This is a genomic window from Lacisediminihabitans changchengi (assembly GCF_016634425.1).
GTDB classification, from domain to species: Bacteria; Actinomycetota; Actinomycetes; order Actinomycetales; family Microbacteriaceae; genus Lacisediminihabitans; species Lacisediminihabitans changchengi.
The window spans coordinates 157866-172222 of the sequence record NZ_JAEPES010000001.1 but is presented as its reverse complement, the minus strand read 5'-3'; the positions used below and the strand labels follow the sequence as shown (position 1 = coordinate 172222).

General features: G+C 66.9%; 18 protein-coding genes. 15 read left to right on the top strand and 3 right to left on the bottom strand.

The features are described from left to right. Positions 1-5 precede the first annotated feature (5 nt). Genes IV501_RS00865 through trmD form a run of 3 tightly spaced genes read left to right on the top strand, consistent with a single transcriptional unit; the run spans position 6 to position 1626 of the window. Positions 6-242, top strand: coding sequence for an RNA-binding protein (locus tag IV501_RS00865; RefSeq protein WP_200554527.1), 237 nt, complete (start codon positions 6-8; stop codon positions 240-242). Positions 243-279: 37 nt separating this feature from the next. Next, positions 280-921 (top strand): ribosome maturation factor RimM, encoded by a 642-nt coding sequence (gene rimM, locus IV501_RS00860; RefSeq protein ID WP_307812117.1) that lies wholly within the window; start codon positions 280-282, stop codon positions 919-921. A 9-nt stretch (positions 922-930) separates the two neighbouring features. Then, entirely contained in the window at positions 931-1626 is a 696-nt protein-coding gene (trmD, locus tag IV501_RS00855) for a tRNA (guanosine(37)-N1)-methyltransferase TrmD (protein ID WP_200554525.1), read from the top strand. Positions 1627-1715: 89 nt separating this feature from the next. On the opposite strand, the gene map is transcribed toward trmD, so the two are convergent. Then, positions 1716-2495: a type I methionyl aminopeptidase gene (gene map, locus IV501_RS00850; protein ID WP_200554524.1), complete on the bottom strand. Its 780-nt coding sequence runs from the start codon at positions 2493-2495 to the stop codon at positions 1716-1718. An 80-nt stretch (positions 2496-2575) separates the two neighbouring features. Between map and IV501_RS00845 the strand changes: the two genes are divergently transcribed. The 10 genes from IV501_RS00845 to IV501_RS00800 all read left to right on the top strand — a co-directional run bounded on the left by IV501_RS00845 (position 2576) and on the right by IV501_RS00800 (position 11066). Beyond that, positions 2576-3181 carry a hypothetical protein gene (locus IV501_RS00845; protein WP_200554523.1) on the top strand — a complete coding sequence of 202 codons (606 nt, stop codon included), beginning with the start codon at positions 2576-2578 and terminating at the stop codon, positions 3179-3181. A gap of 208 nt (positions 3182-3389) precedes the next feature. Next, complete coding sequence (gene rplS, locus IV501_RS00840) at positions 3390-3740, top strand: 50S ribosomal protein L19 (protein WP_200554522.1); 351 nt, start codon at positions 3390-3392, stop codon at positions 3738-3740. Between the two features lie 68 nt (positions 3741-3808). After that, entirely contained in the window at positions 3809-4582 is a 774-nt protein-coding gene (lepB, locus tag IV501_RS00835) for a signal peptidase I (RefSeq protein WP_200554521.1), read from the top strand. Between the two features lie 13 nt (positions 4583-4595). Next, complete coding sequence (rnhB, locus tag IV501_RS00830; RefSeq protein ID WP_200554520.1) at positions 4596-5282, top strand: ribonuclease HII; 687 nt, start codon at positions 4596-4598, stop codon at positions 5280-5282. Further along, entirely contained in the window at positions 5275-5598 is a 324-nt protein-coding gene (locus IV501_RS00825) for a DUF2469 family protein (protein WP_200554519.1), read from the top strand. The genes rnhB and IV501_RS00825 overlap by 8 nt, the downstream gene beginning before the upstream one ends. Positions 5599-5779: 181 nt before the next feature. Beyond that, positions 5780-6133, top strand: a complete 354-nt coding sequence (locus tag IV501_RS00820) for a YraN family protein (RefSeq protein WP_200554518.1) — start codon at positions 5780-5782, stop codon at positions 6131-6133. Further along, positions 6133-7668, top strand: coding sequence for a YifB family Mg chelatase-like AAA ATPase (locus tag IV501_RS00815; RefSeq protein ID WP_234698081.1), 1536 nt, complete (start codon positions 6133-6135; stop codon positions 7666-7668). Before IV501_RS00820 ends, IV501_RS00815 begins: the two co-directional genes overlap by 1 nt. After that, the gene (gene dprA, locus IV501_RS00810; protein ID WP_307812115.1) at positions 7665-8936 is read left to right on the top strand and encodes a DNA-processing protein DprA; all 1272 of its coding nucleotides are present in this window, start codon (positions 7665-7667) and stop codon (positions 8934-8936) included. The genes IV501_RS00815 and dprA overlap by 4 nt, the downstream gene beginning before the upstream one ends. A gap of 174 nt (positions 8937-9110) precedes the next feature. After that, positions 9111-10118 (top strand): phosphodiesterase, encoded by a 1008-nt coding sequence (locus tag IV501_RS00805; protein ID WP_200554517.1) that lies wholly within the window; start codon positions 9111-9113, stop codon positions 10116-10118. Between the two features lie 36 nt (positions 10119-10154). Continuing rightward, positions 10155-11066: a tyrosine recombinase XerC gene (locus tag IV501_RS00800; RefSeq protein WP_307812114.1), complete on the top strand. Its 912-nt coding sequence runs from the start codon at positions 10155-10157 to the stop codon at positions 11064-11066. 11 nt (positions 11067-11077) lie between these two features. Here IV501_RS00800 and IV501_RS00795 read toward each other — a convergent pair whose 3' ends face one another. Both IV501_RS00795 and IV501_RS00790 read right to left on the bottom strand, forming a co-directional pair. After that, the gene (locus IV501_RS00795) at positions 11078-11434 is read right to left on the bottom strand and encodes a DUF5997 family protein (protein ID WP_200554515.1); all 357 of its coding nucleotides are present in this window, start codon (positions 11432-11434) and stop codon (positions 11078-11080) included. Then, positions 11418-12050, bottom strand: coding sequence for a M23 family metallopeptidase (locus IV501_RS00790; RefSeq protein WP_200554514.1), 633 nt, complete (start codon positions 12048-12050; stop codon positions 11418-11420). Before IV501_RS00790 ends, IV501_RS00795 begins: the two co-directional genes overlap by 17 nt. A gap of 326 nt (positions 12051-12376) precedes the next feature. On the opposite strand from IV501_RS00790, the gene rpsB reads away from it, so the two are divergent. Together rpsB and tsf are read left to right on the top strand one after the other, a co-directional pair. Continuing rightward, positions 12377-13429, top strand: coding sequence for a 30S ribosomal protein S2 (rpsB, locus tag IV501_RS00785; RefSeq protein ID WP_200554513.1), 1053 nt, complete (start codon positions 12377-12379; stop codon positions 13427-13429). A gap of 49 nt (positions 13430-13478) precedes the next feature. Then, the gene (tsf, locus tag IV501_RS00780; RefSeq protein ID WP_200554512.1) at positions 13479-14306 is read left to right on the top strand and encodes a translation elongation factor Ts; all 828 of its coding nucleotides are present in this window, start codon (positions 13479-13481) and stop codon (positions 14304-14306) included. The last annotated feature ends 51 nt before the right edge of the window (positions 14307-14357 follow it).

The window sequence follows — 14357 nt, the reverse complement described above, 5'->3', positions numbered from 1 at the left end:
GACCCATGCTTTCAGCGGCTCTCGAACACCTGGTGAAAGGCATCGTCGATAACCCCGACGATGTTCAGGTCCTCGCGAAGAACTCGCCGCGCGGCGATGTGCTCGAGGTGCGCGTGCACCCCGAAGACCTCGGTCGCGTGATCGGTCGCGCCGGACGCACCGCGAAGGCGCTCCGCACCCTGGTCTCGGCTCTCGCCGACGGCCGCAAGGTGCGCGTCGACGTGGTGGACACCGATTTCTAGTCAGCCGCTCAGCTTGGAAACATCAGCAGGAAAACCAGTGACAACCGACCAGCTCAGGGTCGGCCGCCTGACGAAGGCCCATGGCCTCAAGGGCGCAATCAAAATCGAGCTGTACACGGATGCCCCGGAGCGACGTTTCGTTCCGGGCGCCGTGTTCACCCTCCAGGTGCCGACCAGCTCACCCTGGCACGGCAAGACGCTGGAGCTGCAGGAACTGAAGTGGTACAACTCCCACCCGGTCGCCTTCTTCAAGGGTGTCTCTGATCGCTCCGCGGCGGAGACCCTGATCAAGGCCATCCTCTGGGTGGACCAGGACCTCGCCGAAGCCTCGGACGAGGAAGACGCCTGGTACGACCACCAGCTGGTCGGTCTCGCGGTCATCCGCGACGGCCAAAAGATCGGCTCGGTCACCCTCGTCGACCACCTTCCCGCGCAGGATCTGCTGCACGTGACGACGGAGTCCGGTGAGGTGCTGGTTCCGTTCGTGAAGGCCATCGTCCCGGCGGTCGACATCGCTGCGGGCACCCTCACCGTCACGCCTCCGGTCGGGCTCTTCGAGCCGGTCGAGGATGACGACGACGAGGATGACGACGAGTCGGAGGTCGCAGACACCGCCGACGAGATTGCGTCAGAAGTAGCGGACGACAAGACCGGCTCGACCGACCAGCCTGCCGAATAGCTTTCCGTCGTGCGCATCGACATCGTCACGATCTTTCCGGAGTTCTTCTCCGTGCTCGACGTGTCCCTGCTCGGCAAAGCCCGGCAGACCGGCCTGATCGATCTCGGCGTTCATGATCTGCGCGATTCCGCGCACGACCGGCATCGCACCGTCGACGACACCCCGTACGGCGGCGGTGCCGGCATGGTGATGAAGCCGGAGCCGTGGGGCGAGGCCCTGGACGGCATTCTTGACGGGGCTGCGGGCGCGGCCCCGGTCATCCTCTTTCCCTCACCCGCCGGGGAGGTCTTCACCCAGGCGATGGCACAGGAACTCTCGGCCGAGCAGCACCTCGTGTTCGGCTGCGGTCGCTACGAAGGCATCGACCAGCGCGTCGTCGACTATGCCGCCACCCGCGCCCGGGTGCGCCTGGTGAGCATGGGTGACTACGTGCTGAACGGGGGAGAGGTCGCCACGATGGCGATGATCGAGGCCATCGGCCGACTCATCCCCGGTGTCGTCGGCAACCCGGCGAGCCTGGTCGAGGAGAGCCATTCGGATGGCCTGCTCGAGTACCCGAGCTACACCAAGCCCGCGGAGTGGCGCGGCCTCGCCGTGCCCCCGGTGCTGCTGAGCGGCAACCATGGCGCAATCGCGACCTGGCGGCACGAGCAGCAGCTGGAGCGCACCCGCCGCGTGCGCCCCGACCTGCTGCCCCCGCTGTAACTGCCGCTGGTCGAGGAGCAGCCGTATCGAGGCCTCGATACGCGTCCTCGCGCGGACGCTCGGGCGCTACTCGACCAACGAGTCGCGGCCTACTCGACCAAGGAGTCGCGGGCGGTGAGGATCAGCGGGCCGTCCTCGGTGATCGCGATGGTGTGCTCGGAGTGTGCGGCCCGCGAGCCGTCCGCGCTGCGGAGGGTCCAGCCATCCGGATCGGTGAAGATGCGATCGGTGGTCTCCATCAGCCAGGGCTCTATCGCGAAGACCAGCCCGGGGCGCAGATGGACGCCGCGTCCAGCCCGCCCATCGTTCGGCACATGCGGATCGCCGTGCATCGTGCGGCCTACCCCGTGACCGCCGAAATCGAGGTTGACGCTGTACCCGGCCGCATGGCAGACCTCGCCGATTGCGGCGGAGACGTCGCCCATCCGTCCGCCCGGCTGCGCCGCCGCGATGGCCGCGTCGAGTGCACGTTCGGTCGTCTCGATGATCGTCAGGTCAGCCTCGCGCGGAGTGCCCACAACAAACGAGACGGCAGAGTCGGCGACCCAGCCGTCAACCTCGCAGGCGAAGTCGAGGGTGAGCAGGTCTCCGTCTTTGAGTCGGTAGGCGTGGGGGAGCCCGTGCAAGACGGCGTCGTTCACCGAGGTGCAGATCACCTTGCCGAAGGGCATAGCGCCGAACGACGGGTGGTAGTCCACATAGGTGCTCTTAGCCCCGGCCTTGCGGATCATCTCCGCCGCGATCGCATCCAGTCTCAGCAGGTCGACTCCGACCGTTGCGGCTTCGCGCACGGTCGTCAGAACCTGCGCCACGAAGGCGCCGGCTGGCTTCATCTGCTCGATTTCGGCCGGGGTCCTGAGCTCGATCACGTGTCTCCTCTGTCTGAACCGTGGTCCCCCCATTGTCTCCCGGGGCGGGGTGCCCCCGTGGGTTGCGTAGACTTTGGGGCATGTGGTACCGGCGAGCACTCTTCAACTCGCAGTTCGCCGCAACCATCGTGCTCCCGCTCTGGATGCTGATCGGGCGCGTCTTCTTCGGCGTCATCCTCGGCTGGCACTACGCGATCCAGCTCTTTCTCGCGCCGCTCCTGCTGGTGTTCCTCGCGGTCGTCGCCACGCTCAGCTGGGCTCGTAAGAAGTCACGGATGGCCGGGGCGGTCACTCACGCCGATGCCTGGCTGCTCTCGATCTGGTACCTCGCCGTGATCGTCTACGGCTTCTTCGTCGTCGACTCCGTGCACAGCTACGAGCAGGGCACCTCGGTCGCGACCGTACTTTTCGGGCAGGGCCTCCGCGACGCCTCCTTCACCATCGCCGATATCGCCGGCGGCTTCATCATCATGGGTGGCCTGCTCAGCTTCTGGGTGGTGCTGGTCGAATACCTGGTCGAGACGCGCCCGGAGCGCGTGAAATCCCTGACCGGACTGGATGACCGCGAGCTGCGAGAGATAGCGGATGTGGATACCCGCGCGATCACCGTCCTTCCCGCCGAGGCCTATGTCTCCGATGCGGACCCGGATACGCCGGTGCCGCCGGCCGCGGGAGCGACGGCCTAGGACATCCGCTCTCCTGCGACGGGGGAGCTGTGGTGCAGATATTCAACAGCGTGATGCAGAGTTGCAACAGGATGTGGCAGAATGGCAACTTGTGCCTTGCAGCACGGCTCTGCCACAGGGGAGCCGGCAGTTACTGGGGCACCAATTCCTTTTTGTGTCACACCTATCAGCGTGATCGACCTGTGGCGGTTACAGAGAGCGAACCACCATGCATATTCTCGACGCAGTCGACGCGGCATCACTCCGCAACGACATCCCCGACTTCCGCGCTGGCGACAACGTGAAGGTCCACGTCAACATCATCGAAGGTACGCGCTCGCGTATCCAGGTCTTCCAGGGCGTCGTCATCGGCCGCCAGAACGAAGGCGTCCGCGAGACCTTCACGGTTCGCAAGGTCAGCTTCCAGGTCGGCGTCGAGCGTACCTTCCCGGTGCACTCCCCGGTCATCGACCACATCGAGGTCGTCACCCGCGGTGACGTGCGTCGCGCCAAGCTGTACTACCTGCGCAACCTTCGCGGCAAGAAGGCGAAGATCAAGGAGAAGCGCGACGCCCACTAGGCCTCGCCTCCCATCGAGCATTCTCTGAGCTCCCCACCAGTTAATATGGTGGGGAGCTCAGGGGTTTAATGACAGAAATCGATCCAGCCGCGCCCGGCACGGATTCACAGGACGTACGGTCCAGCGGCGCAGGCGCGGCGGACACACGGCGTCGCCAGTCACGTGGCGTGAAGCTGTTCATCCGCGACATCATCCTGATCTTCCTCGCGGCGATCATCATCTCGATCGGCATCAAGGCGTTCTTGATCCGCTCGTTCTACATCCCCTCCGGCTCGATGGAGAACACCCTCCAGATCGACGACCGCATCATCGTGAACGAGCTCGTTCCGAACGCTGTCCCGGTGGAGCGCGGCGACGTCGTCGTCTTCAAAGACCCGGGTGGGTGGCTTCCCGAGAACCAGCCGACCGTGCAGCAGGGCGGCGTCGTGGGCGCGGTGGACTGGTTCCTCGCGCTCGTCGGCATCAGCGCCCCCGACAGTAACGATCACCTCATCAAGCGCGTCATCGGCCTCCCCGGCGACAAGGTGGAGTGCTGCAACGCGTTCGGCCAGATGACGGTCAACGGCGTTCCGCTCAAGGAGCCATACCTCAAGCTGCCGATCGGCGTCAGCCGGGCCTCGGGGGATGACTTCTCGGTCACCGTGCCGAAGAACAGTCTCTGGGTGATGGGCGACAACCGCTACAACTCGCGCGACTCCCGCTTCAACCGGGACACCCCGAGCAAGGGTTTCGTGCCGATGGACGACGTCGTGGGCCGCGCTTTCGTGGTGAGCTGGCCCGCCAGCCACTGGACCTGGTTGAGCGACTTTCCGAACGTCTTCGCTGGCGTCGAAGACAAGTAGTGCGCGACAAGTGATGGCGGTCGTCGAGCCCACCCTCGAGGTTGAAACACAACTCCACGCCGAGGGCGCTCGCTTCGTCATCGGCTGCGACGAGGTCGGTCGCGGAGCGATCGCCGGTCCGGTCGCTGTCGGACTCTGCGTCGTCGATCTGAGCGTGGGTCCGCTGCCGGTCGGCTTGCGCGACTCCAAGCTGCTCGCCGAGAAGAAGCGGGAACTGCTCGCGCCGCTCGCGGCTTCCTGGGCCCTGCACTCCGCGGTGGGGCTCGCGAGCGCCCAAGAGGTCGACCGAGTCGGCATCATCGCTGCCCTCGGCCTCGCCGGAAAGCGCGCGCTGACTATGCTGCACGAGGCCGGTGCCCGAGTATCGGATTCGGTGGTGCTGCTCGACGGATCGCACGACTGGCTGACCCCCGCACTGGCCTCGCCGCTCGCGGTGCGCACCCGGGTGAAGGCCGACCGCGACTGTGGTTCGGTGGCCGCGGCATCCGTCGTGGCGAAGGTGCACAGGGACACGCTGATGATCGCCCATCACGGTGACCGGCCGGCGTACGGCTGGGCGTCGAACAAGGGCTACGGCAGCGCGGGGCACTACGCCGCGATCAACGAGCTGGGGGCGACGGAACTGCACCGCCACACCTGGCTGCACGCGGCGGAGCCGGCCGATGCTCGGCCGGACGTAGGATTGCTGCAGCATGGATGAAGACGAGTTCGAAGACTACGACCGCGAAGTCGAATTGGCGCTGTACCGGGAGTACCGGGATGTCGTCTCCCAGTTCCGCTATGTGGTCGAGACCGAGCGACGCTTCTACCTCGCCAACGAGGTGGAGCTGCTGCGGCAAGACACCGAGCACGACTTCTACTTCGAACTGACGATGAACGACGTCTGGGTCTGGGACGTCTATCGCTCCGATCGGTTCGTCAAGTCGGTGCGAGTGCTCACCTTCAAAGACGTGAACGTGGAAGAGCTCTCGGCGAAAGAACTCGAGCTGCCCAAGGAACTCGCGCTCGACGAGTAGCCACCCCCGTCGGTCGAGTAGCGCCCGAGGAGTAGCCGCCCCGTCGGTCGAGTAGCGCCGAGGGACGAGGACGCGTATCGAGACCCAGCACCTCTCCTCCACAGCGCCGATCGCCGTCACCATTCCCACGGATGCTGTCCACACCGTCCCTTAGCCCCGACGCCCTCGTCAGACTCCTGACATGGCAGCGAAAGACATACTCGGAACGCGAGGCGAAGACCTCGCCGCGACCGCTCTGACCGAGGCGGGGATGCTCGTCATCGACCGCAACTGGCGGTGTTCCCAGGGTGAGATCGACATCGTCGCCACCGACGGCGCCGAGACGGTCTTCGTCGAGGTCAAGACGCGCTCGAGCACGGCGTTCGGACATCCGCTCGAGGCCATCACCGCCCCAAAACTGGCCCGGTTGCGACGCCTCGCCGCGGCGTGGTGCGAGGCACATGACGGGCACCATCGCATTCGCATCGACGCGATCGGCGTCATCGCCCCCTCGGGCGGCGAGCCCACCATCGAGCACCTCAGGCGGGTGTTCTGATGGCGGTCGGCCACACGGCATCCGTCGCCCTCCTCGGGCTCACCGGCTCGCTCGTGCAGGTAGAGGCAGATATTTCGAGCAACCTGCCGGGGTTCACTATCATCGGCCTGCCCGACACAGCGCTCGGCGAGGCACGCGATCGAGTGCGTGCCGCTGCCACCAATTCGGGCTGCGGTTTTCCGACCCGCAAGATCACTGTCAACCTCTCGCCCGCAGCCCTTCCGAAGCACGGCTCGGGCTTCGACCTGGCGATCGCCATGGCGATCCTCGCAGCCGAGGGCACGGTGTCGGGGCAATCGGTGCAGCGGGTGGTGCACCTCGGTGAGCTCGGTCTCGACGGTCGCCTGCGCCCGACCACGGGCATCCTCCCCGCGGTTCTCGCCGCTGCCCGAGCGGGCGCCGAGACCGTGATGGTGCCCACGGGGAATGCGGATGAGGCGGCGCTCGTCCCCGGAATCCGCGTGATCGGCGTGCCGTCGGTGCGTGACGCTGCCATCTGGCACGGAGCGGAGTTCGACCCCGTTCCGGTCGACCCCATTTTGGCGCCGCAGCGCGCGGTCGCCGAAAACGACGGCGAGAGACTCGATCTCGCCGACATCGTCGGCAATGAGGATGCGATCGAGGCCATGCTCGTGGCCGCGGCCGGCGGGCACCATGCCTTTCTGCTCGGTCCGCCCGGCGCGGGCAAGACCATGCTCGCGGCGCGGCTTCCCGGGCTGCTGCCCGATCTCGAGCCGCAGGAGGCGCTTGAGGTGAGCTCGCTGAGATCGCTCGCCGGACTCCCGGTCGGATCCGAGCTGAGCTCCCGCCCGCCACTCGAATCGCCGCATCACACCGCGACGGCGGCGTCGCTCGTCGGGGGTGGCAGTGGCGCGATCCGCCCCGGTGCGGCGGCGCGCGCTTCGCACGGTGTGCTCTTCATGGACGAGGCGCCGGAGTTCTCGCCCGTGGTACTCGACGCCCTGCGTCAGCCTTTGGAATCCGGCGTGATCACGATCCACCGAGCTAATGCCGTCGCCTACTTCCCAGCACGATTTCAGCTCGTGCTGGCGGCGAACCCCTGTCCGTGCGGGCAGTACGGTGCCTCCGACTCGGAGTGCGTATGCCCACCGGCGAGCAGGAGGCGGTATCTCGCCCGGCTGTCCGGCCCCCTGCTCGATCGCATCGACATCCAATTGCGCGTCGCGCGGGTGACCGCTGCGCGACTGCGCCTCTCGGACGAAGCGCCGCGCCTCAGCTCGGCGGATGCCCGAACCCGCGTCGTGCAGGCGCGCGCGGCCGCCCGCGAGCGCCTCGCCGCCACCCCGTGGAAGCTCAACTCGGAGGTGCCGGGTTCCTGGTTGCGGGAGCCATCACGGCGTCTGTCTCCCGCGACGACCGCTTCCATCGATCGAGCCCTCGAGCGGGGTGGCCTGACCATGCGCGGCTACGACCGTGTTCTCCGCCTCGGCTATACCATCGCCGATCTCGACGGCGCATCCCGGCCCACCGCAGACCACATCGGTCGCGCGCTCTACCTGAGGAGGTCGTTGTGACCACAATTTTCGAGCTTGAGGAGTCGGCCGTCACCCCGCTCATTCATGCCGTCACGCCGCACGCCCTGGTGCCTGGCCTTGCGCCCGATGCGGTTTCGGAGCGGTTCGCCCGAGCGGCGTGGACGGCGATCGCGGAACCGGGGGATCGCTTCGCGGGGCTCGTGGTGCAGTTGATCGGAGCCACCCCAGCCCTCAGCGCACTGATCAAGAAGATCGACGGTGCTGGGCTGAGGCAGATTGTTGTCGATAGCGGAGGCGACGAGCTGGCGGCCGATGACCTGTCGGCCGATAACCTGCAGTCTGCGATCGATCGATGGGCGCCGCGGGTCAAATCGCCCGACGTGGTGGTCGCACTCTCGCAGGCCGCGCGCTACGAGACCACGCTGCTCGTTCCGGGTGACCCGCAGTGGCCAGGCGGCTTCGACGATCTTGGTCCTCACGCCCCGATCGCGGTGTGGGTGCGGGGAAACCTGTCCACGCTCGCCACCCTGCAGAGCTCGATCGCTCTGGTCGGCGCCCGTGCCGCAACCGGCTACGGCGAGCACGTCACCATGGAAGCATCGGCGGGCCTGGTCGACCGGGGCTACACCATCGTGTCGGGCGCGGCCTATGGCATCGACGGTATGGCTCACAGAGCAGCGCTTGCCAGTTCCGGCCAGACCATCGCGTTCCTTGCGGGCGGTGTCGACCGGTTCTACCCGAGCGGACACGACGCACTCCTGACCCGCATCGTGGAGAAGGGCGCAGTCATCTCTGAGCTTCCCTGCGGTTCCTCGCCGACCAAGTGGCGCTTCCTCCAGCGCAATCGACTCATTGCCGCGTCGAGCCTGGCCACCATCGTGCTCGAGGCGGGATGGCGGTCGGGGTCGCTCAATACCGCAGGGCACGCGTCAGCTCTTGGCCGGCCGCTCGGCGCAGTTCCGGGTCCCGTGACCAGCGCGGCCTCGGCCGGCTGCCACCGGCTGATTCGCGAATATGACGCTACCTGTGTCACCAATACCGATCAGATGGCGGAGCTCGCGCCGCTCGGTGACGGGACTGCGCTCTGGCCCGGCGATCCCGACCCGGCCGGTTCGGCATCGAGCCCGACGTCCGACATGGTGCGCGTGATCGACGCGCTCAGCACCCGTGCCCCGCGCGCCTCCCACGACATCGCGGCCCGCGCCGGTCTCTCGGTTGCCGCGGTTCGCGCCGTCCTGGGCGCTCTCGAGCTCGAGGGCACCGTGGCCGAGCGCGAGCGTGGGTGGCTCCGCAAGAACGCCACGTGAATCAAGAACGCCACGTGAATCAAGAACGCCACGTGAATCGAGAACGCCACGTAAATCGAGAACGCCACGTGAATCACGAACGCCACATGAACAGTGGGCAACGACTCTGCTGTGCCGTTGTGGCTCTCGCCGTCCCGGGCAAGGATGTCGGTGCCCCGGTCTTAGTGTTGGGGCGTGACCCAATTCGGACAGTATCCCGAGCCCGCTCACGTGATCGCCCACATCAGCGACACGCACTTCCTCGGGGGCGACCGCCCGTTGTACGGAAAGATCCCGTCGCGGGAGAATCTGATCAAGGCGATCGAGCAACTGGAGCGCTCGAAGACCAACCCGCGGGCCATCGTCTTCACCGGGGACCTCGCCGACCTCGCCGAACCCGACGCCTATCGCAGCCTGCGGTCCATCGTCGAACCAGCCGCGGCTCGCATGGGCGCACAGGTCATCTGGGTGATGGGAAACCACGACGAGCGTTTCCGTTTCTCCATCGAGCTGCTTGACGAGCCACTCGCCGAAGAAGACCAGACGGATGCTCCGCAAGACCGTGTCTACGACATCGACGGTCTCCGCATCATCGCGATCGACAGCACCGTTCCGGGGTACCACCACGGCGAGATCACGGATGCCCAGCTCGACTGGCTGCGCGACGTACTCTCCGAGCCGGCCCCGCACGGCACCATACTCGCGCTGCACCACCCGCCGATTCCCACCCCGATCGACCTGATGGCACTCATCGAGCTGAAAGACCAGAGCCGCCTGGCAGACGTGATCCGCGGAACGGACGTGCGCGGCATCCTCGGCGGTCACCTTCACTACACGACGCACAGCGTCTTCGCCGGAGTGCCCGTCTCGGTCGCCGCCGCCACGTGTTACACGATGGATGTCGCAGAGCCCGGCGACGGACTCTCCGGTGTCGACGGCGCCCAGGCTTTCAATCTTGTGCACGTGTACGACGACCAGATCGTCCACTCCGTGGTGCCGATCGAGCGGTTCACCCAGGTGAGCGGCTTCAGCGGTGTCTTCCTCGATGCGATCGCCGCGATGAGCCCCGAAGAACGCCTAGAGGCGTTCTCGAGCAAGAGCTCGGCCTTCAGCGTCGCCGAGCGCGAGGCCTCGGAGCCCACGTCCCCGATCGGGGCCGCGTCCCCGAACGAGCCTGCATCTGCGACCGGGCCCGCGTCGTAGCCCCGCACCCCTAGCCCCGTGCGAGAGCATGGAGCAGTGCACCTCGAACGCGCCGTCGATGACTATGCCGCCCATCTCGCTGTGGAGCGTGGTTTCAGCGCCCACACGGTGCGCGCCTATCGCTCCGACCTCGAGCAGCTCAGTGTGTTCGCCGCCGAGCGGGGGATCCGCGACACCGACGACCTCGACCTGGAACTCCTGAGGGACTGGCTCTGGCAGGGCTCCCAGGCGGGACTGGCGAAGCCGACCTTGGCGCGCCGGTCCGCCTCGGCTCGGGGACTCACCGCCTGGCTGTTCCGCGATGGCGCAGTAGCGAAGGATGTTGGCGCTCGCCTCACCTCACCGAAGACCGACCATCGCCTCCCGCGCGTGCTCACCCGCACCCAGATGGACTCCATGCTCGACGCGCTCGTGCTCCTCGCCGCCGAGGGCGACCCCCTCGCGCTCCGGAACCTGGCGATCGTCGAGTTGCTCTACGCTTCCGCGCTGCGCGTCAGCGAGGTGACCGGTCTCGACCTCGGAGACATCGACCTGGATCGACTGACCGTTCGAGTGCTCGGCAAGGGGTCCAAGGAGCGGGTCGTGCCGTTCGGTGTTCCGGCGAAGAACGCTGTCGCGGACTATCTCACCCGCGGGCGCAGGGAACTGCTCGCGCAGGGATCGCCGACGACATCCGCCCTCTTTCTCGGTGCCCGCGGCGCGCGGGTCGGTACGCGCTCGGTCTACTCTCTGGTGGCGCGTCTGCTCGAGGGCTTGCCGGGCTCGGGATCATCGGGCCCACACACCTTGCGCCACACGGCCGCTACACATCTGCTCGACGGGGGCGCAGACCTCCGCGCCGTGCAGGAGATGCTCGGCCATGCCAGCCTCGGCACCACGCAGATCTACACCCACGTGTCGGCAGAGCGCCTCAAAGAGAGTTATGGCCGAGCGCACCCGCGCGCCTGACTGCCGTGCTACTAGCGGTCGACGACCCCGACGAACGTGCTCCCGACCCCATCGATCTCCTCGCGAGCCAGCCCGGCGGCCGGTTCTGGCAGCTCCCAGATGTCATGGTGCGAGCAGCTGAGGTAGGTGAATTGCGGCCACCACTTCTTCGGCCTGGCCTGCTCCTGAAACCCGCAGATGTCACACCTGAGTGTCACCCACACCGGACGCTTCGAGGTGCGGTTCGCCCGGGACTGCTGCAGCCAGGCCGGCGGATTCGTGTCGAGCTCGACGAATTCCGCCTCGCTGAGTCGCGGCGGAATACCGTGCCGCTGCACCATCTCGAGCGGGACATCGAGGCGTTGGGCTACTTCACGGCGGCTGGGCATCAGACAACGATAGGCGAGAAGCCGGCGGAGTCGCCCGGGTGGGCAGCAGCACCGCGCGAGGAACCCCGCCGAGATAGTTGAGCGGCGAGACATACTCCCCGTGCAGCCGCACCCCGATGTGCAGGCAGGTCTCGGCGCAGTGGCCGGGTAGAAGGGTTCCCACCTCGGATCCCCGCGTCACGGCCGTTCCAGCAGGAAGCGTCGACGCCACCGGTTCGTAGCTCGACACGAGTCCGCCGTCGTGCGTGATGGACAGCACGGGGCGATCTACGACCACTCCCGAGAAGAAGACGACCCCGTCAGCCGGCGCCAGCACGGTCGTCTCGGATGCCGCACCCACGTCGATGCCGCGATGTCCGGCCCCGTACGAGGTTGCCGGCGCCACGAACGGACGGACCACCGGATGCGGTGCCGGGATCGGCCAGCTCCACCTGGCCGACGTGACGCGGGCTGTCGTCCCCGCCCTCGCATCCACTGTCGGCGTCGCGGTCTCAGGCGAGACGGCACGCGCGGGGTAGCCGGGGGAGACCAGCACCACCGTGGCGAGCACGACAGCAGACAGGATCACCCAACCGACAAGCCGGATCGGTCGGGCGGCGGCGGACGGGGACGACATAGATCGAGGATGCGCTGACGACGATGGTCGGTGGCGTCGAAGCAGCGATCTGTGCAGACGTGACCAGGGATGCGGGCGGTGGAGGACGAGACCCGGTGCTACACTTTTCGGAGCACCCCGCATCACGCGAGGTGACTACGCGTGCCCATCTGCGGTCGATCCCGACCGTGGCACATCACCCACCAGTCTCCATCACGCTCGTCGAAACGATGAGCGAGTGCCGAGCGGGTGAGCGCCGGGCACCAGGTTCGCGGCCACCCGGTCCGCGGAGTCAACTGAGATAAGCGTGCACAGGCGTCGCCGTGCGCGCGGAATAGGAATCGGCCATGGCCGTCGTCACCATCCGCCAGCTGCTCGACAGCGGCGTCCACTTCGGACACCAGACCCGTCGCTGGAACCCGAAGATGAAGCGCTTCATTCTGACCGAGCGCTCGGGCAGCCACATCATCGACCTGCAGCAGTCGCTGTCGTACATCGACAAGACCTACGACTACGTCAAGGACACCGTCGCGCACGGTGGAACCATCCTCTTCGTCGGTACCAAGAAGCAGGCCCAGGGTTCGATCGCAGAGCAGGCGCAGCGCGTCGGCCAGCCGTTCGTCAACCAGCGCTGGCTCGGTGGCCTCCTCACCAATTTCCAGACGGTCTCCAAGCGTCTGGCCCGCATGAAGGAACTCGAAGAAATCGACTTCGACGACACCACGCGTGGCTACACCAAGAAGGAGCTGCTCATCCAGCGCCGCGAGCTGATCAAGCTGCAGCGTTCGCTCGGTGGTATCCGCAACCTCACCAAGACCCCGTCCGCGATCTGGATCGTCGACACCAAGAAGGAGCACCTCGCCATCGACGAGGCGCACAAGCTCGGTATCCCGGTCATCGCGATCCTCGACACCAACTGCGACCCCGACGAGGTCCAGTACCCGATCCCGGGTAACGACGACGCCATCCGCTCCGTCGGTCTGCTCACCCGCATCATCGCGGATGCCGCTGCCGAGGGTCTGATCCAGCGCCACCAGAAGCCGGAGGAGGGCGTCGTTCTCGAGCCCCTCGCCGCATGGGAAGCGGAGCTGCTCGCGGCATCCGAGACCCCGTCCACCGAGGCTGAGGCCATCGAGGCCGTCGACGGTCTCGTCGGGTCGACCACCCCCGACACCGCTGCGGTCGAGGCCGTCATTGCTGCCGAGGTCCCGGTCGAGGAGAACGACGCGGATGCCGTTGCAGCCGCCGATCTCGCCGCCATCGCGGATGCCGACCTGGTCGTCACCCCGAAGACCGAGACCGACGACGAGGCCGAGGCCCGTCTCGAGGCCGAGGCGACTCCCGCCGAGAAGGAGACCCCGGCCGAGAAGGCCGCGGCCGCCAAGCCGTCCGCCAAGTAGTTTCCCTCGTCAGCACAGCTCCTCTTTTCTAGTAGCAAAGGAACCAGCCATGGCAGATTTCAGCCTGGACGACCTCAAGACCCTGCGCGAGCGCCTCGGCACCGGCATGGTCGAGACCAAGAACGCTCTCGTCGAAGCGGGCGGTGACCTCGAGAAGGCCACCGAGCTGCTCCGTCTGCGCGGCGCGAAGAGCAATGCAAAGCGCTCCGACCGCTCCACCAGCGAGGGCCTGATCGCGGCAAAGGACAACGGCTCGACGACCACGCTCATCGAGCTGGCCTGCGAGACCGACTTTGTCGCCAAGAGCGCGAAGTTCGTCACGCTCGGCGACCAGGTGCTGGATGCGGTCGCCGCAGCTGGCGCCGCAACCGTCGAGGAAGCCCTTGCGGCCACCGCCGGGTCGAAGACCGTCGCCGAGCTCATCAGCGACGAGGCAGCGATCCTCGGTGAGAAGATCGAGCTTCGTCGCGTCGCGCTGGTGACCGGCGAGCACTTCGCCGTCTACCTGCACAAGACCAACAAAGACCTGCCGCCGCAGGTCGGCGTGGTCGTGGGCTACACCGGTGACGACGCGGAGACCGCTCGTAGCATCGCGCAGCACATCTCGTTCGCCGACCCGCAGTACCTCACCCGCGACCAGGTCCCCGCGGCCGACGTCGAGAACGAGCGTCGCATCGTCGAGGAGATCAGCCGCGGCGAGGGCAAGCCCGAGGCCGCCCTGCCGAAGATCATCGAGGGACGCGTTGGTGCCTTCTTCAAGCAGGTCGTGCTCACCGAGCAGGACTACGCACGCGACAACAAGCAGTCCGTCGCAACCGTGCTGAAGGATGCCGGCCTCACCGTCACCGACTTCGCACGTTTCAAGGTCGGCGCGTAATTACCATCTAGCAGCACCCCGGAAATGGGCTCGGACCGCGCACGCGGCCGG

Excerpts from the sequence above, each read along its gene's own strand:
- IV501_RS00865 (WP_200554527.1), top strand. The coding sequence starts at position 6 with ATGCTTTCAGCGGCTCTCGAACACCTGGTGAAAGGCATCGTCGATAAC.
- IV501_RS00845 (WP_200554523.1), top strand. The coding sequence starts at position 2,576 with ATGTGGTACCGGCGAGCACTCTTCAACTCGCAGTTCGCCGCAACCATC.
- rplS (WP_200554522.1), top strand. The coding sequence starts at position 3,390 with ATGCATATTCTCGACGCAGTCGACGCGGCATCACTCCGCAACGACATC.
- lepB (WP_200554521.1), top strand. The coding sequence starts at position 3,809 with ATGACAGAAATCGATCCAGCCGCGCCCGGCACGGATTCACAGGACGTA.
- rnhB (WP_200554520.1), top strand. The coding sequence starts at position 4,596 with ATGGCGGTCGTCGAGCCCACCCTCGAGGTTGAAACACAACTCCACGCC.
- IV501_RS00825 (WP_200554519.1), top strand. The coding sequence starts at position 5,275 with ATGGATGAAGACGAGTTCGAAGACTACGACCGCGAAGTCGAATTGGCG.
- IV501_RS00820 (WP_200554518.1), top strand. The coding sequence starts at position 5,780 with ATGGCAGCGAAAGACATACTCGGAACGCGAGGCGAAGACCTCGCCGCG.
- IV501_RS00815 (WP_234698081.1), top strand. The coding sequence starts at position 6,133 with ATGGCGGTCGGCCACACGGCATCCGTCGCCCTCCTCGGGCTCACCGGC.
- IV501_RS00795 (WP_200554515.1), bottom strand. The coding sequence starts at position 11,434 with ATGCCCAGCCGCCGTGAAGTAGCCCAACGCCTCGATGTCCCGCTCGAG.
- IV501_RS00790 (WP_200554514.1), bottom strand. The coding sequence starts at position 12,050 with ATGTCGTCCCCGTCCGCCGCCGCCCGACCGATCCGGCTTGTCGGTTGG.
- rpsB (WP_200554513.1), top strand. The coding sequence starts at position 12,377 with ATGGCCGTCGTCACCATCCGCCAGCTGCTCGACAGCGGCGTCCACTTC.
- tsf (WP_200554512.1), top strand. The coding sequence starts at position 13,479 with ATGGCAGATTTCAGCCTGGACGACCTCAAGACCCTGCGCGAGCGCCTC.